Origin of the sequence: Cognatishimia sp. WU-CL00825, assembly GCF_040364665.1 — a bacterium.
Lineage (GTDB): Bacteria > Pseudomonadota > Alphaproteobacteria > Rhodobacterales > Rhodobacteraceae > Cognatishimia.
Genome location: NZ_BAABWX010000001.1, coordinates 1060161 through 1083967, shown reverse-complemented (window position 1 = coordinate 1083967; position 23807 = coordinate 1060161). Strand labels below are relative to the sequence as shown.

Genomic DNA, 23807 nt, shown 5'->3' with positions numbered 1-23807 from the left:
CCATAGGAGAATTTACAAAAAAACGAAACATGTGACGCGAGGTTTCTTTGAAAGTGTCTCTATTTTCCCTTGGGTAGGTCAGGATTTGTGACCTAATATTGCGCTATATTCAATATATCATCGAGCCCTAGGGGAGACGCAAGATGACGATCCAAGAAGTCTCGTTAAACGACAAGTTTGACCTTTCTAAAAAGCAGGTACTTCTGAACGGAACACAGGCGCTTGTGCGTTTGATGTTAACGCAAAAAGCACGTGATACCGCCGCTGGCCTGAATACCGCAGGTTTTGTGACGGGGTATCGTGGTTCACCACTCGGCGCTGTCGACAGCGTCATGACACGAGCGAAACCGTTGCTTGAACCGGCGGATGTTACCTTTCAATCAGGGTTGAACGAGGACCTCGCGGCGACAGCGCTTTGGGGTGCTCAGCAGGCAGAGATGCGGGGCGAAGGCAAGTTTGATGGGGTCTTTGGTCTTTGGTATGGCAAGGGACCGGGGGTTGACCGGACAGGGGATGTGATGCGCCACGCCAATATGGCGGGCACCTCAAAACACGGTGGCGTCTTAATGGCATTGGGCGATGACCACACCGGGGAAAGCTCGACCGTTTTGCATCAGTCCGAATGGGCTTTGGTGGATGCCTATATGCCCGTTGTGTCTCCGGCAGGTGTGCAGGAAATCATCGACTACGGGCTTTATGGCTTGGCCTTGTCGCGATTTGCCGGCGTCTGGGTTGGTCTTAAGACAATGAAAGACACCATCGAAGCGACGTCTGTTATCGACGGCAATATCGACCGCATGGAAATTGTGACGCCCGAATTTGAAATGCCTTTGGGTGGCCTGAATATTCGTACCCCCGATACGCCACACGACCAAGAAACCCGCATGATTGATTACAAGCGTTTTGCTGCTGAAGCGTTTTCTCATGCTAACAAAATGGACAAACGGGTATGGGGCAAACCCGGTGCCAAAATCGGTTTTGCAGCGGCTGGTAAAAACTGGCTGGATCTAAACCACGCGATGTCGTTGCTGGGCATCGACGCTACAGAAGCAGAGCGGCTCGGTGTCACGACCTATAAGATAGGTCAGACTTTTCCGTTGGATATGAAGGGCTTCAATGATTGGGCCGATGGGCTTGATTTGATTGTGATCGTTGAAGAAAAACGCAAATTGATCGAAGTTCAGGTCAAAGAAGCGATTTTTGACGACCGCAAAGGCCGCCGTGTATACGGATGGTACAAAGGTGGTGCGGGCGGCATGCACGCCGAAGAGTTGTTCCCAACCCGTGGTGCGCTTGACCCGATCATGATTGCGCAAAAAATCGGTGGCATTTTGATCGAAGAAGGCCGCGGCACTGATTCAGTTAAATCAGGGCTTGAGAGCCTTGAGGCAGCCCAACGCGCTGACAATGCCGAAGATCTGGCAAACCGGGTGCCACATTATTGTTCTGGCTGTCCGCACAATACGTCGACCCGAGTGCCAGATGGCAGCCGTGGCGGGGCCGGAATTGGCTGCCACTATATGGTGCAATGGATGGACCGCAATTCGGTTGGCTTTACCCAGATGGGCGGCGAAGGCGTCAATTGGGTTGGCGAAGCCCCATTTTCAAAACGCGACCACATCTTTCAAAACCTTGGCGACGGGACCTATACTCACTCTGGCAGCCTTGCGATCCGCGCAGCTTTGGTTGCAGGCACCAACATCACCTACAAAATTTTGTACAATGATGCGGTGGCGATGACGGGCGGCCAACCGATTGATGGCGGTCTTGACGCACCGCAAATTGCCCGAGAGTTGCAGGCAATGGGTGTGAAAAACATTGCTCTGGTCTATGATGAAAAAGAAGAGTTGGACCTTAAACAATTTCCAACTGGTTTGATGATCCATGAACGCGCTGAATTCATGGCGGTTCAGGACAAGATGAAAACCATCCCAGGTGTCTCGGCCATCATCTATGTGCAGACCTGTGCCAATGAAAAACGCCGCCGCCGCAAGCGGGGCAAATTCCCAGATCCAGACAAACGTGTCTTTATCAATACGGATGTCTGCGAAGGGTGTGGCGATTGCGGTGTACAATCAAACTGTGTGTCTATTGTTCCGGTTGAAACCGAATTGGGCACCAAACGCGGCATCGATCAATCAAGCTGCAACAAAGATTTCAGCTGCGTAAATGGCTTCTGCCCGTCTTTTGTGACCCTCAGCGGGGCCAAAATCAAAAAAGAATCAACAGCCAGCCTGCAACTGCCCGATATGCCAGAGCCAGATATCAAGCCGATTGAGGGCACGCATAATGTGGTGATGACCGGGGTAGGCGGCACAGGGATTGTAACCATTGGCGCGGTGCTTGCTCAGTCTGCACAGATTGATGGCAAGGCCGCAGGCATGATGGAAATGGCCGGTCTCGCGCAAAAGGGCGGTGCGGTGCATATCCACTGTCGTTTGGCGGAAACCCCAGACGCCATCAGTGCCATTCGGGTCGCCACAGGTGAATGTGATGCGTTGATTGGTGGTGACCTTGTGGTTAGCGCGGCGGCAAAAACCCTTGGTTTAACCTCGATCAATCGCACAGGCGCAGTGGTCAACAGCCACGAGATTGTCACAGGTGATTTCACCCGAGACGCTGAATTTAAGATCCCCGGTGATCGTTTGGCCTTGGCGCTGCAGGCGCGCCTAAAAGACGGATTGACGCTGTTTGATGCTTCGGAATTGGCCCGCGTAATTATGGGGGATTCGATTTATTCCAACATGATGATTTTCGGAGCGACCTGGCAGCGCGGATTGATCCCCGTCAGCCGCGAGGCAATTATTGCCGCGATCAAATTGAACGGGGCCAAGGTCGATGCCAATTTACGGGCCTTTGAAGTTGGCCGTTGGTCGGTTTTGTTCCCTCAGGATGTTGCGGAGCTTCTGGCCCCAACCGTACTGGCGTTGCCCAAGACGCTAGACGATAAAATCGCCTTCCGCGTAAAGCATCTGGTCAAGTATCAGGGCAAAGCCTTGGCGGCAAAGTATCACAAACTGCTGGCGACAATTGACGATGAAGATCTAAAAGAGGCCGTCGCTGTAGGTTACCACAAGCTGCTGACATACAAAGACGAATACGAAGTGGCGCGTCTGCACTTGGAAACTCGCGCAAAAGTTGATGCGCAGTTTGATGGTGATATTAAGATGACGTTTTCTCTGTCACCACCGTTGCTCGCCAAACAAGGAGCAAACGGGCGTCCTGAAAAGAAAGAGTTTGGCGAAGGTATGCTGCGTTGGTTCAAACTCTTGGCCAAAATGAAAAGATTGCGCGGCACACCGTTTGACGTTTTCGGCAGAACCGAAGAACGCCGCATGGAACGCGCTTTGATCAAGCAATACGAAGCCGACATGGCTGATGTGATTAAAACATTTGGCACGGACGCGCCGGCCGCTGCGATTGCGCTGGCTGAATTGCCCAAACAGATCAAAGGGTATGGTCCGGTAAAGGCTGCAAACGAGGCAAAAGCCGCCAAAATGCGCGAAGGCCTGTTGGCAGAACTGCGCCAGCCTCTCAAGGTGGTGCACGCCGCAGAGTGATTTTCTAACAACTTTTTAGTTCAAACTGCAGCAGCCCCATTTTTGGGGCTGTTCGCGTTTCTGATGGCAACCTATGCAATGGGGAAATCTGAAAGGGAGCCATATGTCTTCGCAACGTGAAGTCATAAGAGATATCAGTTATGCCCATTCAGCCTCTACTGGGGCCGGGCGCATGATGATCAAACTGATGGAAAACACCACAGGTCGTATTGGCCTGATAAAGCGCGCGCAAGGCTATGAGAACGAAGTCGCGATGGGCCGGGATTTTTGGCAGATCATGGTTGAACGTTACGGCTTGAAACTTGAAATTATGGGCGGATCGCTGGATGCGATCCCAAACAGCGGGCCTTTGATTCTGGTGGCTAATCATCCTTATGGCATTTTGGATGGTCTGATGATGGGACAAATATTGACCGAGCTGCGCGGCGAGTTTCGCATTTTGGCACATCAGGTCTTTCGCAAAGCCGACGCCTTAAATCGCATCATCTTGCCAATCAGCTTTGACAATTCAAAAGAAGCGATGCGCTTGAACCTTAACACTCGAAAAGCCGCGCTTGATTTCCTGAAAGACGGCGGGGCCATTGGAATCTTTCCTGGTGGCACCGTAAGCACCGCAGCGCGCCCCTTTGGTCCTGCGTTTGATCCGGTCTGGCGTGGCTTTACCGCCCGCATGGTCGCAAAATCCAATGCACAGGTTGTGCCCATTTATTTTGACGGCACCACCTCGCGCTTGTTTCAAGTGGCCAGCCATCTTCACTATACATTGCGCATGGGTTTTTTAATCAGGGAATTTAAGCGCCGGGTAGACGGCCCCGTGCGTATCATTGTTGGCAAACCCATCGAACGCGCCGCGCTTGATCAACGTGCACACGATACCAAAGGCCTCATGGACTTCCTTCGGCAACAGACCTATGCTCTGTCTCCAAATTCGGGTGGGTCGGTCCCATATGGGTTTGAATTCGAAGAGAAATATCGGGACGCAAAGTCTCATAAATAGACCTTGATCTAAGGGGCGCAAAGATGGCAGTAGGAATTTTTGACAGTGGCTTGGGCGGCCTGACTGTATATGACGCAGTAAGCAAACGTTTGCCTGACGTCCCATTGGTGTATTTTGGCGATAATGCTCATGCGCCCTATGGCGTGCGCGACGCTGACGATATCTTTGAAAAAACCACTTTTGCCGTAGAACGTCTGTGGGACGCGGGCTGTGATTTGGTGATCTTGGCATGTAACACGGCCAGCGCGGCCGCACTGCGCCGTATGCAAGAACGCTGGCTGCCCGAGGACAAACGGGTGTTGGGCGTATTTGTGCCTTTGATCGAAGCCATGACCGAACGCGAGTGGGGCGACAACAGCCCGCCGCGCGAAGTGGCGGTGAAACATGTGGCTCTGTTTGCCACTCCTGCAACCGTTTCAAGCCGTGCGTTTCAACGCGAATTGGCCTTTCGCGCCATCGGTGTGGACGTCGAAGCGCAGGCCTGTGGCGGTGTGGTCGATGCCATCGAAGACGGCGATTTGATCTTGGCCGAAGCTTTGGTGCGCAGCCATGTCAGCGCCTTGACCCGAAAAATGCCAGAGCCAGAGGCCGCGATCCTTGGCTGCACGCATTATCCTTTGATGCAACAGACCTTTCAGGACGCATTGGGCGCACATGTCAAAGTCTATAGCCAAGCCAATTTGGTGGCGGACAGTCTCAGCGACTATCTTGAACGTCACCCGAAAATGCGCGGCAGCGGCACGGAAAACATATTCCTGACAACTGGCGATCCTGGCCAGGTTTCTGACCGAGCAACACAATTCTTGCGACGACGCATCGAATTCACTGCGGCTTGATGAAACCGGCGGCGCGCCGTAAATAACTGCTAATTCGACATTCTGGCCTCAAAGGGGCTGATCATGGGCGCATTGTGTCTGTGCTAAACGATAAAGGTAGGGCAATTATGACCCATAAAATCGCAATTCTGGGTGCCAGTGGCTATACCGGTGCCGAATTGGTCCGTTTGATTTCCACACATCCCTCGATGCAAATCGTGGCGCTTGCCGCAAATTCCAAAGCGGGCATGGCCATGGCTGATGTCTTTCCGCATTTGCGTCACCTAGACTTGCCGGACCTCGTCAAGATCGAAGAGATCGACTTTTCCGCAGTTGATTTGGTGTTTTGTGGCCTGCCACATGCCACTAGCCAAAAGGTTATCCGCGAGCTGCCGGAAACGGTGAAAATCGTTGATCTGTCAGCTGACTTCCGGCTGCGTGATCCAGAAGAATACGTCAAATGGTATGGCGGGCAGCATGATGCGCTTCAGCAGCAGGCCGAAGCGGTCTATGGGTTGACCGAGTTTTACCGGGACGACATCAAGACCGCGCGTTTGGTGGCCGGCACGGGCTGTAATGCGGCCACCGGCCAATATGCTTTGCGGCCACTGATCGCCGCCGGAGTGATTGATCTAGATCAGATCATTCTTGACCTAAAATGTGCAGTATCCGGCGCAGGACGTTCACTTAAGGAAAACCTGCTGCATGCCGAGCTTAGCGAAGGATATCACGCCTATGCCATTGGCGGCACACACCGCCATTTGGGCGAGTTTGACCAAGAGTTCAGCGCGCTTGCGGGCCGTCCCGTCAAAGTGCAGTTCACGCCGCATCTGGTGCCAGCGAACCGCGGCATTCTTGCAACCGTCTATGTGCAAGGAGATGCTCAGGTGATCTATGACACATTGGTTGCCAGTTATGCAGATGAGCCATTCATCGAAATGCTACCCTATGGTCAAGCCCCAAGCACGCGCCATGTGCGCGGCAGCAACTTCTGTCACATCGGTGTTGTCGCCGACCGCATCGACGGCCGTGCCATTGTGATTGCGGCACTTGATAACCTCACCAAAGGCTCAAGTGGCCAGGCGTTGCAAAATGCCAACTTGATGTTAGGTGAAGAAGAGACCGCTGGCTTGATGCTGGCACCCTGTTTCCCTTAAAGGGCAGGGCTGAAAACCAAAGGAGAGGGCGATGAAAAGCCTGAAAAAGAAACGTCGCATACAAGTGATTGCCTTGGCTGTTGTGTCCTTGGCGCTGTCAACTGCGTTGATCGGCTACGCGATGCGCGATGGCATTAACTTTTTCCGGTCTCCAACTCAGGTGATTGCAGAACCACCGGCCGCCAACGAAGTCTTCCGCATTGGGGGCCTTGTCCAAGAAGGCTCTTTGGTGCGCGGGCAGGGTGACACCATCACCTTTCGCGTGACTGACGGCGGCGGCATCGTGAATGTGGCTTTCACCGGCGTATTGCCTGACCTGTTTGAAGAAAATCAGGGAATGATCGGCACGGGTCGATACATCGACGGCACCTTCCAAGCCTCTGAAATTTTGGCAAAACACGATGAAACATACATGCCTAAAGAGGTGATCGACGCCCTCAAAGAACAAGGCGTCTATGTCGAGCCAGAAACAGAGTCCTAGGCTTCATACTGATCTAAAGAAAAAGGGCTGGCGTATTCCGCTGGCCCTTTTTGCATGTGCCGTTGCCAATCTACAGAGCGGCATGCAGGTGGCGCTTTAACCAATCCCTAGCAAGTTTTCATGTGTAACCGTCAAAGGACAGCTCATGAAAACCGCAAGGCAAATCGCAGAAGAAATCGTTAACCGCGAAGGCGGCTTTGTAGATGACCCGCATGATCCGGGTGGGGCGACAAATTTTGGCGTGACAATTGGCACGTTGCGCAGGTTGGGTTTGGACGTCAACAAAGATGGTAAAATCGATCAAACAGATGTCGCAAAACTCACCCGCCGCCAAGCCGTCGATATCTTTTTACGTCACTATTATGAACAGCCGGGAATCGCTGCTTTACCCAAAGCGCTGCGGGCTAGCGTGTTTGATATGCAGGTGAATTCCGGGGCCAATGCGGTCAAGATCTTGCAGCAGTTGTTGTGTCAGATGGGTCAGGAAATTTCCGTCGATGGCAAGATCGGCCCCAACACCATTGCAGCCGCAGAAACCGCGGTGGCTCTGGCCCCAGATCACATCGTTGACGCCTATGGAATTGCGCGCAGGAATTTCTATTTCAAACTGGCGGATGCGCGCCCTGCGTCCCGTAAATACGCCCGCACACGCGCAGGTAACAAAGGCGGCTGGATAATACGCGCCGAGGCTTTTATCTCGCGCCGCTATCACCTCAGCCAAGATGAATTTTCAAAAAGGACATCAGCATGGGGTTAATAACGTCGCTATTTGACCTGATTTTTGGCAATGGCCGCAATGTGTTGCGCGAGACAGCCGAAGTATTTCGTGAAAATACTGAATCTGGCGCGACCCGCGATCACCAAGGTCGGGAACAGGCCTTGTCGCAATTTGCAGCAGAGTTTCTTCCGGGACAACGCGGTCGATTTGATCGTTTCATGGATGCGGTCAATCGATTGCCCAGACCCATGATGGCATTGGGCTGTTTGGGGCTATTTACCGCCGCCATGATCAATCCCCAAGGATTTGCATTGCGGATGCAGGGCATTGCGCTGGTGCCAGACCCGCTATGGTGGTTGCTCGGAGTTGTTGTCAGCTTCTATTTTGGCGCACGTCACCAGATGAAAGGCCAGGAATTTCAGAGAAATATGCTGCGAAACTTGTCTCAAAACCAACGCTTGTTGCAAGTTCTCCGTGAGGCAGAGCCACATCCGTCCCCGCAGCAAATCTCAAGTAAGATAGCACAGACCGATGCGCCGCTTCCAAAATCGGGGGACAATCCAGCGCTAGAAGATTGGCGCGCCAAACAACGCCAAGAATAACGCATCCCGCGACACATCGCAGCGCATCTGCACGTCGATTTGAATTGGCTTGTCGGTCGCACAGGCGTATATCCAAAGCATGATTACAGAGCTCGGCCATTTCGCCCTTATCCTCGCCGCCTGCATTGCGATTGTGCAGACAATTGTTCCTTTGATAGGGGCGCATAAACGCTGGCCCGGCTGGATGGCCATGGCTGAACCCGCCGCCACGGCGCAATTCCTTTTGACGGGGTTTTCCTTTGCAGCGTTGACGCACGCATTTGTGGTTTCTGACTTTTCTGTGCGCTTGGTCTATCTCAATTCACACACTCTGAAGCCGCTGCTCTATAAAATCAGCGGAGTCTGGGGCAATCACGAAGGGTCGATCTTGCTTTGGTTGCTGATCCTGACCTTTTTTGGGGCCTGTCTCAGTTGGTTTGGCGGCAATCTGCCTGCGACATTGCGTGCCCGCGCGCTTGCGGTGCAATCCTCTGTCGCGGTTGCGTTTTTTGCCTTCATCCTGTTTACGTCTAATCCGTTTTTACGCATGAAAGACGTGCCTTTTGACGGGCTGGGATTGAACCCGCTGCTGCAAGATCCCGGCCTCGCGTTTCACCCGCCGTTTTTGTACCTTGGGTATGTCGGTCTAAGCCTTGCGTTCTCGTTTGCAGTCGCCGCCCTGATCGAGGGCCGCGTTGATGCCGCCTGGGGCCGGTGGGTGCGCCCATGGACGCTTGCGGCTTGGATCTTTTTGACCATCGGTATCGCGCTTGGCTCTTGGTGGGCCTATTACGAGCTGGGCTGGGGCGGGTTTTGGTTCTGGGATCCGGTTGAAAACGCGTCGTTCATGCCATGGCTTTTGGCCACCGCATTGCTACACTCTGCCATTGTCGTAGAAAAACGCGAATCCCTAAAAAGCTGGACCATTCTGCTGGCGATCCTAGCCTTTGGCTTCTCGCTGATTGGCACGTTTATCGTACGCTCGGGTGTGATCACCTCGGTACATGCCTTCGCCAATGACCCCGAACGTGGTATCTTTATTCTGGCCATTCTGGGCCTGTTTGTTGGCGGAGCGCTGATGCTTTACGCCGCCCGCGCAACCGCACTGGAAGCGCGCGGTCTGTTTGGTATTGTCAGCCGTGAAAGCATGTTGGTGCTTAACAATATCCTTTTGGCGGTGGCGTGTTTTGTTGTCTTTATCGGCACAATTTGGCCCTTGGTTTCAGAGCTGTTCTTTCAGCGCACGCTCAGCGTCGGCCCGCCCTTTTTCAATCTGGCTTTCACGCCCTTCATGATTGCCCTGGGGGCGCTTTTGCCCATCGGGGCGATGTTGCCGTGGAAACGCGCTAAACTAGGGCGGATCACCAAAAAACTCATACCTGCCTTGATCTTTGCCCTCGCGCTTTCTGGTCTGGTTTGGACTTTGCAAACCGGCCGCAGCTTGCTGGGTCCCGTTGGCTTGTTGCTGGCAACCTGGATCGTATTGGGTGCCGTTATCGATCTGTTTGGTCGCACCGGCAAAGGCGGGATCACCGCCCGGCTGGCAAGGCTCAAACGGTTGCCGGGTGCGGATTGGGGCAAGGCGATTGCGCATGGCGGAATGGGGATCACTATGTTTGGCATCTCAGGGCTGATGGCCTGGGAGCAAGAAGACATTCGCGTCGCCTATCTGAACCAGCCCTTCACGGTTGGGGCCTATGAGCTAACCTTGGAAAATGTTGCGGATGTTGCAGGTCCAAACTACCTCTCAACTATGGCTGACGTTCGCCTGCGCAAGGCCGGCAGCGAAGTGGCGATGCTGCATCCTGAAAAACGGGTCTACCCCGTTGCAGCCATGCCCACCACCGAAGCGGCGATCGATTACCGGGTTTGGCGCGATGTCTATGTGGTGATTGGTGACGCGCAAGATGATGGCGGCTTTACCATGCGCACCTATATCAAACCTCTGACCAATTGGATCTGGCTTGGAACGTTGTTGATGGCTCTGGGCGGCTGTTTCAGCTTGGCTGATCGCAGGTTCCGAGTCGCAGCGGGTGCCAAAAAGAACAAAGCCCAGGGAGTGCCCGCAGAATGAAACGTCTGGTTTTGATATTTCTAATGCTGGCAGCGCCGGTTTGGGCGGTTCAACCCGACGAAGTGCTTTCAGACCCCCAGCTCGAAGCACGTGCGCGTGAGCTCTCAAAAGAGCTGCGGTGTCTGGTCTGCCGCAACGAAAGCATTGATGACAGCAACGCTGATATCGCCCGTGATCTGCGCCTGTTGGTGCGCGAACGTTTGGTGGGCGGGGACAGCGATGCACAAGTCATGGATTTCATCGTCGCCCGGTATGGCGAATATGTTCTGCTCAAACCCCAGACCGGCGGCAGCAATCTTGTACTATGGGCCGCAGGGCCGGGCATGTTGCTGTTGGCGCTTGGCGTCGGGGGCATGTACCTTAGACGGCGCGCGCGGGTCTCCAAATCTGCTGACAAAGGGCTGACAGAGCAAGAAAAAGCACGCCTGAAGGAAATCCTTAAAGATTGACGCAGGGTTGCCCTTCACACTTGCACAGGAACACCTATCTTTCATCCAAACCCCGATACGAGGCTCTGATGGAATATCAAGCAATACAATTTGACACCGCAAACGGCGTCGCGACCATTACACTGAACCGCCCTGAAAAAATGAACGCGCTGAACGCCCAGATGCGGGCAGAGATCACCCATGCGCTGCGTGAGGTGTCGTTGCACGGGCACAACAGCGGCTTGCGTGTTGTGGTTTTGACCGGCGCAGGAAAGGCCTTTTGTTCAGGCCAAGACCTTGGCGACAGCGGCAACGCGGCAACGCTTGATCTCGAGCGAACCCTGCGCGACGAATACACGCCAATGATCCGCGCCATTCTGGATTGCCCTTATCCGGTTATTGCAGCTGTCAACGGCGCTGCGGCGGGGGCAGGGGCTAACCTTGCCCTGTCTGCGGATGTGGTGATTGCCAGCGAAAGCGCCTTCTTTGTACAGGCCTTCGCGCGTATTGGACTGATGCCCGACGCAGGCGGCACTTACAATTTACCTCGCCAAATGGGCATGGCAAAGGCCATGGGTGCGGCGCTATTTGCAGATAAGATCAGCGCCAAGCAAGCCGACGATTGGGGTATGATCTGGGAACATGTGGCAGACGATGCCTTTGACGCCCACTGGAAAGCCCGCGCCGCACATTTGGCCAATGGCCCCACCGCAGCCTACAGTCGTATCAAAGAGGCCCTGCGCAACAGTTGGGGCAATTCTTTTGATGAACAATTGGCGCACGAGGCCAAGTTGCAAGGGGCCTGCGGCAAAACCCGCGATTTCCAAGAAGGCGTTGTGGCTTTCCTAGAAAAACGCCCAGCCAATTACGAAGGACGGTAGGCCTAAAAAAACACGCCAGAGCGAAAGAGCAGTGCTAGGTGCTGCTCTCCTCTGACGTGTCAATAAACTGAATGTCGTCTATAGTTAGCGTTTCCCCTCCGCCAACAACCAGTATAGCTTGTGTTTCGCCGATTAGGATTAAGGCGTCCCCATTTTCCTGAACAGCAATCGAGATTTCTCCCATATCTCTATTGGTTTCTAATACAATTGTATCTTCGTCAGGGTTGTAGTCGGTGATTTCAATTATTTGATCGTCTCTATTGAATAAGTATTCACCAAGATTGTCATACTCAAAAGCCAATCTGAACGTGTCGTTTCCATCGCCGCCGGTAAATTGAGTCGAATTTGTGAAGGCACGGCCATTTGTATCTTGGAAACGATCGATTTCGATCGAAAGCGTATCGTCGCCTGCATTTCCATCTAAGGAACCGCCTCCAAAAAGCACTGCTGGATCTCCTGAGCCAACATAAATATCATAGAAGGTCCTTTCAGTAAGCTGAAGTTGATCGTCGCCATCTCCACCAGAAATTCGATTTCCGGCCGCTGCTGAAATCGTATCGTCCCCGCTTCCGCCAACAAAAGGGCTTATGTGCTCGAAACGTTGCAATCCTGACTCTGGGTCAGAACGGTCATAAAAAAGAATATTGTCGTATGAAAGCCCGTTGCTCTCACTGGTAAACCTGAAAACAGTGTTTCCGTCAGCGGCTATATAGGGGTTTTCATCGCTATCATAATATATTCCGGGGCTTGGAAGGCCATTTCCTCCGTCAAATGTAATCACCAAAGTATCTGAGGGATTGAAATCATGTATTACCGTGGGGCTATCTTGGCCAGCATGTGCAACAAACCAATCCTGGCCTTGACCGCCAATCACGGTGTCGCCTGCACCGGTTAAGAAGAAATCATCTCCTGCGCCACCAAGCATGGAATCCGCACCGCTTATATCTGTGGCGAGTTCCTCTGTAGTGGAGAAAGCCTGTGTGAGAACATCAAGAATTCCTGCACCCGCAAGGTCATCTGTTGCGACGTTTTGATCAAGTGTTGTGCCTATAAATACATCATTGCCCGCATCGCCAATCATTGTATCTTGGCCGCCACTGCCGATCAGGACATCATTTCCATGCCCCCCCCCGCAAAAAGTCGTCGCCAGCCCCGGCATCAAGAATATCTGAGCCTTCACCACCGCGCAGAGTATCATCGCCGGCATTGCCATTTAGCGTATCGTTACCGTCATTTCCGTACAAAGTGTCGTCGGCACCGCCGCCTGCAAGCAGGTCATCTTCGTCGTCTCCAACAAGCAGATCGCCGTCTTCGTCAGTCGGTTCCTGATCATCCGTGTCGTTTGATCCAAATGAAATCGCCGAAAGCGCGACAGCGGGCAAAAGTAGAAAAAGGAATAGCGACATTTTTAATACTCAAAAAAATAGACCACAAATATAGATACTTACACATTAGCGTGGGCAAAAAAAAAGCCACCAAGAATTTTGGTGGCTTTTTCTGATTTGTTTCGAGAACCGTTTATCGATTTTCGATATCGACGTAATCCCGCAGGGTTGCGCCGGTGTACAGCTGACGTGGACGGCCGATCTTCATGCCAGGATCGCTGATCATTTCTTTCCACTGGGAAATCCAACCAACGGTACGCGACAGCGCAAAGATTGGTGTGAACATCGAAGTTGGGAAACCCATCGCCTCGAGGATGATGCCAGAATAGAAATCCACATTCGGGAACAGTTTCTTCTCGACAAAATACGGGTCATTCAGCGCTGTTCGTTCCAGCTCTTTTGCAACCTGCAGCAATGGGTTGTTTTCAACACCCAGCAGTTCAAGCACTTCGTCAGCAGACTGTTTCAAAACCGTCGCGCGTGGGTCGACGTTCTTATAAACCCGGTGACCAAAGCCCATCAGACGGAATGGATCGTCCTTGTCTTTTGCCCGCGCGATGAATTCTGGAATACGGTCAACCGTACCGATTTCACGCAGCATCTCTAGGCAAGCTTGGTTTGCACCACCGTGGGCAGGGCCCCACAAGCAGGCCACACCGGCTGCGATACAGGCAAATGGGTTTGCACCCGAAGAAGAGGCCAGTCGCACTGTCGACGTCGAAGCGTTCTGCTCGTGGTCAGCATGCAAGGTAAAGATCCGGTCCATTGCGCGCGCGAGGATCGGGTTCACTTCGTATTCTTCAGCAGGAACCGCAAAGCACATACGCAGGAAGTTCGAGGCATAATCCAGATCGTTGCGTGGATACACAAAAGGCTGACCGATGGTGTATTTATAGGCCATAGCAACAATGGTCGGCATCTTTGCAATCAAGCGAATAGAGGCAACTTCGCGCTGCCAGGGATCTGACACATCGGTCGAGTCGTGATAAAACGCAGACATCGCGCCCACCACACCGGTGATGATTGCCATTGGGTGCGCGTCACGGCGGAACCCGCGGAAAAAGTTCGCCATTTGCTCGTGAATCATCGTGTGATGTGTCACGCGCTCTTCAAAATCTTCCAATTCTGTGGCCGAAGGCAGTTCACCATAAAGCAGCAGATAGCAAACTTCTAGGTAATGCGACTTTCCGGCCAGTTGGTCGATCGGATACCCGCGGTGCAGCAGCTCGCCTTTGCCGCCATCAATGAACGTGATGGTGGAATCACAAGACGCCGTTGATGTGAAACCTGGATCATAAGTAAAGACACCAGCTTGCGCATAAAGCTTGCGAATATCGAGCACATCCGGACCAGCGGTCGGAGAGTAGATCGGCAGGTCAAAGGACGCATCATCAATCGTTAGCGTCGCGGATTTCTTGCTGTCGGTCATTGGTTTCCCTTCCTCGTAAGACCCCAGGCGCAATTCGCCGGGGGCGTATGTCTCTGCACAAGACCAAGGTTTGGTTCCAACCTCTGCCTTATGTCTGTGTCGCTGCGTCCTGCAGGCGCGCGATGCTCTCGTCGCGCCCAAGTACGAGCATCATATCAAACACGCTTGGGGTCACAGCTCGGCCAGCCAATGCTGCCCGCAAGGGGCCAGCGATCTTGCCGAATTTTATATCTTTCGCTTCCGTGAAAGAATTTGTGACTGCCTCAAGTCCGTCGCGTGACCAGCTAGCATTTTGCAGCTGCGGCGTCAATTCAATCAGTATACCACGGGATACATCATCAAGGTTTTTTGAAGCTTTCTGGTCCGGTTGAATGGGGCGTTCTGACAGTATAAATTCAGCTTTTTCAAGAAGTTGCGGGAAGGTCTTGGCGCGATCTTTTAGGCAATACATGCCCGCTTCAAAAAGTAAAAAAGTTGCGTCTGGCAACGGATCTTCCCCTATGGCGGCCAAATAGGCCCCCAATTCATGCAGCAGTGCGGCATCGTCGGTTTGTGCAATATGTTGCCCACAAAGATTTTCGAGTTTCTTAAAGTCAAAACGCGCAGGCGACTTGCCGATGCCCTTGAAGTCAAACCACTCTTTGGCCTGTGCATCACTAAAAAACTCATCATCCCCGTGGCTCCAACCCAGACGCGCCAAATAATTGCGCATACCTGCGGCGGGATAGCCCATCGCCTGATATTCCTGTGCGCCGGTTGCCCCGTGGCGTTTGGAAAGTTTTTTGCCATCGCCGCCAAAAATCAGCGGGATATGCGCCCAAACCGGAACGTCCCAGCCCATCGCATCATAAATCATCATCTGACGCGCGGCATTATTCAGGTGGTCATCGCCGCGAATAACATGGGTCACGCCCATATCATGGTCATCAACAACCACCGCCAGCATATAGACCGGGCTGCCATCAGAACGCAGCAGCACCATATCGTCCAGCTGATCGTTGCGGATGGTGACATCGCCTTGCACCTGATCCTTGATCACTGTTGTGCCGTCTAACGGTGACTTGATACGCACCACATAAGGCGCATCCGGATGCGACGCTGCATCCGCATCTCGCCAAGGGCTGCGATACAAAGTGGATTTTCCCTCGGCGCGGGCAGCCTCGCGGAATTCAGCGATTTCATCCTGTGATGCAAAACATTTATAGGCCTTGCCCTCCGCCAAAAGCTGCAAAGCAACTTCGGCATGGCGCGCCGCGCCTTCAAACTGGCTGATCACTTCTCCGTCGTGATCCAATCCCAGCCAATTCATACCCTGTAAAATGGCAGCCGTGGCTTCCGGCGTAGACCGCTCGCGATCGGTATCTTCGATCCGCAGCAAGAATTTGCCACCACGACCGCGGGCATAAAGCCAGTTAAACAACGCGGTACGAGCACCGCCGATATGAAGAAAACCCGTAGGCGAAGGAGCAAAGCGGGTGACAACCGGTCCAGACATGACGGGCTTAACCTTTCAGTAACCAATATTGGAATAGATTTGAGGCCTGTCTATCCGTCACACCGATTAAGGACAAGGGTTGCAGATATTCACCAGGATCGAACAAGCGTTATTGGCCCAACGTGGGCATCTCTTCCTTTGGGTTCCCATCAGTTTTGGCATTGGCATCGGAATTTACTTCGCGGTGTCATTTGAACCTGCGCCAAAGCATCATATCACCTTGGTTTTGATCGCAATCGTATTGCTTGCCTTGCGAAAACGGCTGCCACTCGGAACGGCCTCTGTCCTAATGGCGGGGTTGGTGATGATTTCTGGCATCTTCTGGGCGGATCTTCGCGCCCATTTGAGTGCAGCCCCGCGGCTGGAATATCGCTATTATGGGCCGATTCAGGGGCGGGTTATCAAGATTGATCGGTCCTCCAGTTCGGCCCTGCGCCTGACCTTAGATCAGGTTATTCTAAGCAAAATGCCCCCAGATAAAACACCCAAGCGGGTGCGGGTTTCGCTGCACGGGCCGCAGGACTGGTATAGACCTGAACCGTTTCAATGGGTGGGAATGACGGGCCACCTTGGGCCGCCAAATGGGCCGGTTGAACCTGGCGGTTTTGATTTTCAGCGACACGCCTGGTTTTTGAAACTTGGGGGGCTCGGCTATACCCGTGTCCCGGCTCTTGAATTGCGTGGCCCGCCCAAAAACCTGCGGGTTTTAACCATCAGACACCGGCTGTCCCGGTCAGTTCAATCAAGACTGGATGCTGACATTGGCGGCTTTGCTGCTGCGGTAACGACCGGCGATCGCAGCGGCATTTCGCAAACCGCGTTAAAGTCGCTACGCACCACAAATCTGGCACATCTTTTGGCCATTTCCGGGCTTCATATGGGGCTGCTCGCCAGTTTCGTTTTTGCCACAATACGTTGTGGCTTTGTGATCCTGCCCTCAGTTGCATTGCGATTGCCTGTCAAAAAGATCGCTGCCGCCTTGGCCCTTGTGGGTGCAACGGGCTATTTGCTGCTGTCTGGTGCCAGTGTTGCAACGGAACGCGCTTATGTGATGGCGGCGGTGGCGCTTGTGGCTGTTATGTTAGAGCGCCGTGCCCTGTCGCTGCGCGCGGTGGCTATGGCGGCCATGATCGTTTTGATCTTGCGTCCAGAAAGCCTGTTTTCACCAGGTTTTCAGATGTCCTTTGCGGCAACCACGGCGTTGATCGCGGTGTTTTCTGCTTTGCGGGGGCGTTTTGAGAACGCGGGAGGCCGCTGGGGGCGCACGCTATTGGCATTATGTGTTTCGTCTTTTGTGGCGGGTGCAGCCACCGCACCGTTTGCTGCCGCGCATTTCAATCAATGGGCGCTTTACGGCCTGCCTGCCAATCTATTGGCCGTGCCGATGATGGGGTTTGTGGTCATTCCGGCAGCAGTTCTAGCGGCCTGCCTGGCCCCCTTGGGGCTTGAGCATTGGGGGCTGATTATCATGGGATGGGGGCTTGAATGGATCCTGGGTGTGGCTGACTTTTTTGCCGGCCTTCAGGGGGCACGCCGCGCCGTTCCCACCCCACCAAGCGCCGTGTTGCCTTTGATTTCATTGGGATCTTTGGTGTTGATCCTTTGGCGCGGAAAGCTTCGTGTTTCCGGTGCCTTACCGGTTTTTCTGGGTCTTTGGCTGTGGTTTCACGCCGACCGTCCCGATGTGTTGATTGCGGAAACGGGGGGCCTGGTTGGTGTATTGTCTGGACAGGGGCGCATTCTTAGCCAGCCAAAGGGGCAGGGGTTTGTGGCTCAAAACTGGTTAGAGAACGATGGCGACGATGTGTTGCAGAGCAATGCGGCCAATCGTGGTGGCTTGCGATCCAAAAACGGTTTGTTTGCGGTGGATTTTGCCGGCGGCACCCTATGGCATATTCGCGGCAAACGCGCCGCTGCGGAATTTATCGGATGTCAGCCTCAAGACATTCTTGTGACCCAGCAACCTCTGAAAATGGCGCCGAAGTGTTTGGTGTTTGATGCCAAAAAACTGCGTACAACCGGGGCATTGGCCATTAGAGATACGGCAAAGGGAGTCACCATTACCTCAGTTTTAGATCTCAGGGGCAATCGCCCGTGGTCCTCACCAAAACAAACGGATAAATCCGCAAGCGATCCGCCTCAATAGTTGCGGATCAGCCCAACCAAGCGGCCCTGCACATTAACCATTTCTGACGGCAAAACCCGCGTCTCATAAGCGGGGTTTGCCGCTTCAAGAGCAATGGAGGCCCCACGACGATAAAACTTCTTTAAGGTCGCTTCCTGATCTTCGATCAACGCCACAACAATGTCGCCGTTATCTGCGGTACTGGTTTCGCGGATAATCACCACATCGCCGTCATTAATCCCGGCGTCAATCATCGAGTCGCCTTTGACTTCCAAAGCGAAGTGTTGCCCACCATTGCCCAGCATCTGTCCCGGCACAGCCACATGATGATGCACATGGCTGATCGCTTCGATTGGCACGCCCGCAGCAATCTGACCCATAACAGGCAGCTCGCGCGCATACATTTGTGGATTGTCGGAAATCGGGTTTGCCGGCACCGAGGGCGAAGGATGCGGGCCATCGATCACCTTGGGGGTAAAGCCAGCGGTCTTTGCAGCGCCAAGTCCGTCTGGTAATTTGACAATCTCTATGGCGCGCGCGCGATGGGCCAAACGACGAATAAAGCCCCGTTCTTCAAGCGCGGTAATCAAGCGGTGAATGCCGGACTTTGATCGCAAATCCAGCGCGTCTTTCATCTCGTCAAAGCTGGGTGGCACCCCGTCCTTTTGAAGTCGGGTATGTATGAATTCCAAAAGGTCGCGTTGTTTTTTGGTTAGCATCTGCTCGACTCCACCAATTATTTGGTTTTGTTCTACCCTTGTTCCCGTTTTGTGTCAACTGTTTGGGGTTTGTTCTCTAAAATTCTATCTATTTTGTTAGATAGAAATGCAACGAACCAGGTCCCCTGCAACCCGTGCTGGGTCATTTGGGGGGCGTTTTACCAAAACATTGCTCGCAGCAAGAACCGACAAAAGAGAGCTGTCTTGCTGCGCAAATATCCGCACTTTCCCACCCGCCATTTCACCGCGCATATAGTGTTCGCGTGGGCCGTTTTTGCCAATATCCGCCGCAAGGGGCACGACAAATTCTGCACGCGCGCTTTGTGGCAACCCCAACATGGCACGGATCACCGGTGTCACAAAAATATGGCCACAGACCATTGCAGAAACCGGATTGCCAGGCAGCCCAATCATCATGGCCCCCGACTTTAATCGCCCAGCCATGAGCGGCTTTCCGGGGCGCATGGCGATTTTGTAAAAACTGCGCTGCAAGCCCAGATCCTGCGCCACTTGACCCACCAGGTCATGATCACCCACCGAGGCCCCCCCAATGGTGATCACCAGATCAGCATCCTCTGCCAGTCCAAACACGGTTTCCAAGCTTTGGCGTCGGTCTGCCGCGATTGGTAACAGGCGCGCTTCGGCCCCAAGATCTTGCAGCATGGCCTGTAAGCCAAAGCTGTTAGACACAATAATCTGGTCTGGGCCAGGTGATTCGCCGGGCATCACCAGTTCATCGCCGGTCGAAATGATCGCCACCTTTGGGCGGCAGCGCACAGGCACTTCGGCCACGTTCATTGCCGCCAGCAATGCGATGTCAGACGGGCGCAGCAATTTTGGGGCTGCAACCGTTTGACCGTCCTTGAAATCGACACCTCTCGGGCGGATGTGCATGCCTGCGTCAATAGTATCCCCCAACAAGATCGTGTCGCCGTCGCGTGTCACGTCTTCCTGGATCACAACTCGGTCTGCACCCAACGGGACAGGTGCCCCGGTGAAAATACGCACCGCTTGGCCAGCCATAAGCTGACCGTCAAACCGGTGGCCAGCAGCAGATTCGCCAATCACCGTCAAAGTTTCTCCGGGCTGCACGTCAGCGTTTTGCACCGCATAGCCATCCATGGCCGATCCGGAAAACGGTGGCTGATCACGACGCGAAAATACATCACCGGCCAGCACACGCCCATTGGCCTTGGCCAGAGGGACTGTTTCGGTTGCCAAAGGCTGTGCCAGCTCAAACAGATGGTCAAGCGCTTGTGAAACTGAGATCATTTTGCTTCGTACCGTCCTGATTTGCCGCCGTCTTTGAAGACAACCCGAATGCCGCCAATTTCCATAGCCTTATCCACGGCTTTGCACATGTCATAGACTGTTAGTGCAGCGACATTCACCGCAGTCAGGGCTTCCATTTCAACGCCGGTCTGGCCGGTGGTTTTTACGGTTGCGGTGATCTCTACACCGGGCAGGGCTTTATCAAGCGTCAGGTCCACAGAGACTTTGGTGATGGGCAGCGGATGGCAAAGCGGGATCAATGTGGCGCATTGTTTGGCCCCCATGATGCCTGCAAGCTGTGCGACGGCCAGCACGTCGCCTTTTTTGGCCTGACCCTTGTCGATGATATCAAAGGTCGCCTGTGCCATTTTGACGTGACCGGTTGCCGTCGCAATGCGCGAGGTCACGGCTTTGTCTGAAACATCCACCATATGGGCCTCGCCCTTGGCGTCAAAATGCGTAAGTCCGGATGCGTGATCTGCCATTACATCGCTCCTGGCATCAAAGGGTTGGCCAACAATGTGCGCGTGGCTGTGGTCACATCGTCTTGGCGCATCAGGCTTTCGCCAACCAGAAAGGTGCGGGCACCATAGCGCGCCATATCTGCAAGATCAGCGGGCGTTGACAGACCGCTTTCACAAACAATCAATCGGTCAGCGGGCACCTGTTTGGACAGAACGCGGGTGGTGTCCAAGGTGGTCTCAAAAGTTTTAAGATTGCGGTTGTTGATGCCCATCAAGGGCGATTTCAACTGGCTGGCGCGCTCAAGTTCTTCTGCGTCATGCACTTCCAAAAGCACATCCATGCCCCACTCAAAGGCCGCGTCTTCCAGCTCTTGTGCCTGCGCGTCAGAAACCGATGCCAAAATGATTAAAATGCAATCTGCCCCCAAAGCCCGCGCCTCGGCGACCTGATAGGTGTCATACATGAAATCTTTGCGCAAAGCAGGCAAATTGGTGGCCGCACGCGCCTGCACAAGAAACTCTTTTGCCCCTTGAAAAGATGGCGTGTCGGTCAACACCGACAAGCAGGTCGCGCCACCGTCTTCATAGGCTTTTGCCAAACGTGCTGGGTCAAAATCCGCACGGATCAAGCCTTTGGACGGGCTGGCCTTTTTCACTTCAGAAATCAGACCGTATCCATCACGCGTGGCCTTCATCAAAGCCTCTGCAAAACCGCGTGTTGGGCTTGCTTCTTTGGCTTCTGCGGCCACATCCGCATAGGATTTCACGGCTTTGTCCGCGGCAACTTCCTCAAGCTTATAAGCCTTGATTTTGTCTAAAACGGTTGCGGTCATTTTGTATTCCAATTGATTTGCGGCAGGCCTTGTGGTGCCAACCAGTGGTTTATCCGAGAAAATGGGCGTGACCCAAAAAAGCCGCGCGAAGCTGAAAGCGGTGACGGATGCGCTGTTTCTATCATCAAATGTTCACCCGGGTGAATATGCCGTGACAACAACTGCGCTTGTTTGCCCCACAGCACAAAAGCGGTGGGGCGTCGTGACACCTCTTGCAGCACCTGATGCGCCAGTTTTTGCCAGCCCAATGCTTTGTGACCATTGGCCTGACCCGCAGGCACGCTTAGTACGGTGTTTAGCAGCAAAACGCCCTGACGCGCCCAGTGGTGCAGATCGCCAGTCTCTGGCGCAGACCCAATGTCTTGGCGCATTTCTTTGAAAATATTGCTCAGACTGCGCGGCAGCGGTTGGACATTAGCAGCGGTAGAAAATGCCAATCCATGCGCATGACCGGGGGTCGGGTAGGGGTCTTGCCCCAGAATCACAACACGCACGTCTTTTGGGGCCACAGTGTCCAGCGCCGCAAAACGTTGGGCGGGCAGAGGCAGGATTTGCCGAGGATCCTTGGCAAGGGCGGCATAAATTGCGGGCAAGTCGTCGGTAAAAAACGGCAAATGTGCCCAAGATTTGGGCACAAGGGTTTCAGTCATACGGCAGCCTTGGAAGTGATCCGTACCAGCGCTTCAAGCTTGGATTTCGCCGCCCCAGAATCGATGCTTTGGGCGGCCATTTCAACACCTTGCTTTAAATCACTGGCGGCATCCGCCAACACAAGCGCAGCGGCTGAGTTCAGCAATACCGCATCGCGATAGGCCCCTGTCGCCCCCTCAAGCAAAGCCCGCAGCGCCTTAGCATTGAATTCAGGTGTCCCGCCCACGGTTTCTTCAAAAGCATGTACAGGCAACCCTGCTTCTTCGGGATGCAGCTCAAAGTCACGTACCGACCCATCGGTCTCCAACGCAGACACAAAGCTGGGTCCGGCAATGGTCAATTCATCTGTGCCATCAGAACCATGCACCAGCCAAGCGCGCTCTGATCCCAATTGGCCCAGCGTCTCTGCCATCGGACGGATCAGGTCCCGCGAAAATGCGCCGGTCAATTGGCGCTTTGCACCAGCCGGATTGGTCAGCGGACCCAGAATATTGAAAATCGTGCGCGTTCCCAGTTCCATGCGGGTCGGCATCACATGTTTGATCGCCGGATGGTGCATCGGGGCCATCATGAACCCCACACCACATTCCCTCAAAGCCTGTTCCACAACATCGGCACCAACCATTACGTTGATGCCCAGCTCGCTCTGCACATCCGCCGTGCCAGATTTCGAACTCGCTTTGCGATTGCCGTGTTTGGCCACAGGCACCCCGGCACCGGCAACGGCGAAAATCGAGGCCGTCGAAATATTCAGCGTGTGTTTGCCAGAGCCGCCAGTTCCAACGATGTCAATCACATTGGAGGGTGCCTTCACCGGTACACATTTGGCCCGCATGACCGCCGCCGCCGCGGCGTATTCATCCACGGTTTCACCGCGGGTGCGCAGGGCCATCAGCAGACCACCGATCTGGCTTGGTGTCGCGTCTCCTGCAAACAGGATCTCAAAGGCTTCTTCAGCTTGCGCGCGCGTCAGCGGCCCCTCGGCCGCCGCGTGGATCAGCGGTTTTAATGCGTCACTCATGCGGTCACCTTCATGGTATCTAGGAAATTCTGCAACATCGCATGGCCATGTTCAGAGGCAATCGATTCCGGGTGAAACTGACAGCCCTGAATCGGCAGCTCTTTGTGTTGCAGCCCCATGATGGTGCCATCTTCCAACTCGGCTGTGATTTCCAGGCAATCCGGCAGGCTTTCGCGCTCGACAATCAAGCTGTGATAGCGGGTCGCTTCAAACGGTGTTGGTAGGCCCTTAAACAAACCCTTGTCGTGGTGATGCATGGTGCCCATCTTGCCATGCACAATTTCGTGGCACCTGATCACCTTGCCCCCAAAGGCTTGGCCAATGGATTGATGCCCAAGACAAACGCCCATCAGAGGCGTTTTGGTTTCTGCGGCCGCTTCAACCAAAGCCAGACAAATGCCCGCATCATCCGGGGTACAGGGGCCGGGTGACAACAGAATCCCTTCGGGTTTCATCGCCATGGCCTCTTGCGTGTCCAGGGCATCGTTGCGCCACACCTGCACATCTGCCCCCAATTCCCCCAGGTAATGCACCAGATTATAGGTAAAACTGTCGTAATTATCGATCAGAAGCAGCATAGCGTCACACATTTTCAGTTCAGGAGAAGAACAGGGTATTATCCCTGCCCATGGTCGCGGTATACATGGACAGGCTTGGCCCAAAGGGTCAAGGGGCGGGGGCAGCCGCCACAACAAAAAACACGGTTAAAGAGCTAATTTTG

At 53.9% G+C, this 23807-nt stretch carries 22 protein-coding genes; 11 read left to right on the top strand and 11 right to left on the bottom strand.

All coding sequences use genetic code 11. The annotated features are described in order from the left end of the window. Positions 1 to 143: 143 nt before the first annotated feature. The 10 genes from ABXG94_RS05335 (at position 144) to ABXG94_RS05290 (ending at position 11692) form a co-directional block, all read left to right on the top strand. A complete protein-coding gene (locus ABXG94_RS05335; protein WP_353532767.1) occupies positions 144 to 3560 on the top strand; it encodes an indolepyruvate ferredoxin oxidoreductase family protein in 3417 nt (1138 codons plus the stop codon). A 103-nt stretch (positions 3561 to 3663) separates the two neighbouring features. Continuing rightward, positions 3664 to 4557, top strand: coding sequence for a lysophospholipid acyltransferase family protein (locus ABXG94_RS05330; protein ID WP_353532766.1), 894 nt, complete (start codon positions 3664 to 3666; stop codon positions 4555 to 4557). 23 nt (positions 4558 to 4580) lie between these two features. Next, a complete protein-coding gene (gene murI, locus ABXG94_RS05325; protein WP_353532765.1) occupies positions 4581 to 5393 on the top strand; it encodes a glutamate racemase in 813 nt (270 codons plus the stop codon). A 107-nt stretch (positions 5394 to 5500) separates the two neighbouring features. Continuing rightward, positions 5501 to 6529: an N-acetyl-gamma-glutamyl-phosphate reductase gene (gene argC / locus ABXG94_RS05320; protein ID WP_353532764.1), complete on the top strand. Its 1029-nt coding sequence runs from the start codon at positions 5501 to 5503 to the stop codon at positions 6527 to 6529. 31 nt (positions 6530 to 6560) lie between these two features. After that, a complete protein-coding gene (gene ccmE, locus ABXG94_RS05315) occupies positions 6561 to 7010 on the top strand; it encodes a cytochrome c maturation protein CcmE (RefSeq protein ID WP_353532762.1) in 450 nt (149 codons plus the stop codon). Positions 7011 to 7155: 145 nt separating this feature from the next. Beyond that, a complete protein-coding gene (locus tag ABXG94_RS05310; RefSeq protein WP_353532761.1) occupies positions 7156 to 7767 on the top strand; it encodes a holin-associated N-acetylmuramidase in 612 nt (203 codons plus the stop codon). Continuing rightward, positions 7758 to 8330 (top strand): holin family protein, encoded by a 573-nt coding sequence (locus ABXG94_RS05305; protein ID WP_353532760.1) that lies wholly within the window; start codon positions 7758 to 7760, stop codon positions 8328 to 8330. The genes ABXG94_RS05310 and ABXG94_RS05305 overlap by 10 nt, the downstream gene beginning before the upstream one ends. Before the next feature lie 79 nt (positions 8331 to 8409). Beyond that, positions 8410 to 10383, top strand: coding sequence for a heme lyase CcmF/NrfE family subunit (locus ABXG94_RS05300; protein WP_353532759.1), 1974 nt, complete (start codon positions 8410 to 8412; stop codon positions 10381 to 10383). Then, entirely contained in the window at positions 10380 to 10832 is a 453-nt protein-coding gene (locus ABXG94_RS05295; RefSeq protein WP_353532758.1) for a cytochrome c-type biogenesis protein, read from the top strand. The genes ABXG94_RS05300 and ABXG94_RS05295 overlap by 4 nt, the downstream gene beginning before the upstream one ends. Positions 10833 to 10900: 68 nt before the next feature. Further along, positions 10901 to 11692 (top strand): enoyl-CoA hydratase-related protein, encoded by a 792-nt coding sequence (locus tag ABXG94_RS05290; RefSeq protein WP_353532757.1) that lies wholly within the window; start codon positions 10901 to 10903, stop codon positions 11690 to 11692. Positions 11693 to 11726: 34 nt separating this feature from the next. On the opposite strand, the gene ABXG94_RS05285 is transcribed toward ABXG94_RS05290, so the two are convergent. The 4 genes from ABXG94_RS05285 to gltX all read right to left on the bottom strand — a co-directional run bounded on the left by ABXG94_RS05285 (position 11727) and on the right by gltX (position 16001). Further along, complete coding sequence (locus ABXG94_RS05285) at positions 11727 to 12851, bottom strand: hypothetical protein (protein ID WP_353532756.1); 1125 nt, start codon at positions 12849 to 12851, stop codon at positions 11727 to 11729. Further along, entirely contained in the window at positions 12805 to 13098 is a 294-nt protein-coding gene (locus ABXG94_RS05280) for a calcium-binding protein (RefSeq protein WP_353532754.1), read from the bottom strand. Before ABXG94_RS05280 ends, ABXG94_RS05285 begins: the two co-directional genes overlap by 47 nt. 112 nt (positions 13099 to 13210) lie before the next feature. Continuing rightward, positions 13211 to 14506, bottom strand: a complete 1296-nt coding sequence (gene gltA / locus ABXG94_RS05275) for a citrate synthase (RefSeq protein WP_353532753.1) — start codon at positions 14504 to 14506, stop codon at positions 13211 to 13213. An 88-nt stretch (positions 14507 to 14594) separates the two neighbouring features. After that, the gene (gltX, locus tag ABXG94_RS05270) at positions 14595 to 16001 is read right to left on the bottom strand and encodes a glutamate--tRNA ligase (RefSeq protein WP_353532752.1); all 1407 of its coding nucleotides are present in this window, start codon (positions 15999 to 16001) and stop codon (positions 14595 to 14597) included. A 79-nt stretch (positions 16002 to 16080) separates the two neighbouring features. Between gltX and ABXG94_RS05265 the strand changes: the two genes are divergently transcribed. After that, positions 16081 to 18147, top strand: a complete 2067-nt coding sequence (locus ABXG94_RS05265) for a ComEC/Rec2 family competence protein (RefSeq protein WP_353532751.1) — start codon at positions 16081 to 16083, stop codon at positions 18145 to 18147. Here the strand turns inward: ABXG94_RS05265 and lexA are convergent. The 7 genes from lexA to ABXG94_RS05230 all read right to left on the bottom strand — a co-directional run bounded on the left by lexA (position 18141) and on the right by ABXG94_RS05230 (position 23664). Then, the gene (lexA, locus tag ABXG94_RS05260; RefSeq protein WP_353532749.1) at positions 18141 to 18845 is read right to left on the bottom strand and encodes a transcriptional repressor LexA; all 705 of its coding nucleotides are present in this window, start codon (positions 18843 to 18845) and stop codon (positions 18141 to 18143) included. The genes ABXG94_RS05265 and lexA overlap by 7 nt on opposite strands. Positions 18846 to 18941: 96 nt before the next feature. Next, positions 18942 to 20117 (bottom strand): molybdopterin molybdotransferase MoeA, encoded by a 1176-nt coding sequence (locus ABXG94_RS05255; protein WP_353532748.1) that lies wholly within the window; start codon positions 20115 to 20117, stop codon positions 18942 to 18944. Further along, positions 20114 to 20602: a cyclic pyranopterin monophosphate synthase MoaC gene (gene moaC, locus ABXG94_RS05250; protein WP_353532747.1), complete on the bottom strand. Its 489-nt coding sequence runs from the start codon at positions 20600 to 20602 to the stop codon at positions 20114 to 20116. The genes ABXG94_RS05255 and moaC overlap by 4 nt, the downstream gene beginning before the upstream one ends. Next, positions 20602 to 21414, bottom strand: coding sequence for an indole-3-glycerol phosphate synthase TrpC (gene trpC, locus ABXG94_RS05245; protein ID WP_353532746.1), 813 nt, complete (start codon positions 21412 to 21414; stop codon positions 20602 to 20604). The genes moaC and trpC overlap by 1 nt, the downstream gene beginning before the upstream one ends. Then, positions 21411 to 22064 (bottom strand): uracil-DNA glycosylase, encoded by a 654-nt coding sequence (locus ABXG94_RS05240; protein WP_353532745.1) that lies wholly within the window; start codon positions 22062 to 22064, stop codon positions 21411 to 21413. Before ABXG94_RS05240 ends, trpC begins: the two co-directional genes overlap by 4 nt. Next, the gene (trpD, locus tag ABXG94_RS05235; RefSeq protein ID WP_353532744.1) at positions 22061 to 23086 is read right to left on the bottom strand and encodes an anthranilate phosphoribosyltransferase; all 1026 of its coding nucleotides are present in this window, start codon (positions 23084 to 23086) and stop codon (positions 22061 to 22063) included. The genes ABXG94_RS05240 and trpD overlap by 4 nt, the downstream gene beginning before the upstream one ends. After that, entirely contained in the window at positions 23083 to 23664 is a 582-nt protein-coding gene (locus tag ABXG94_RS05230) for an anthranilate synthase component II (RefSeq protein WP_353532743.1), read from the bottom strand. Before ABXG94_RS05230 ends, trpD begins: the two co-directional genes overlap by 4 nt. Positions 23665 to 23807: the final 143 nt, after the last annotated feature.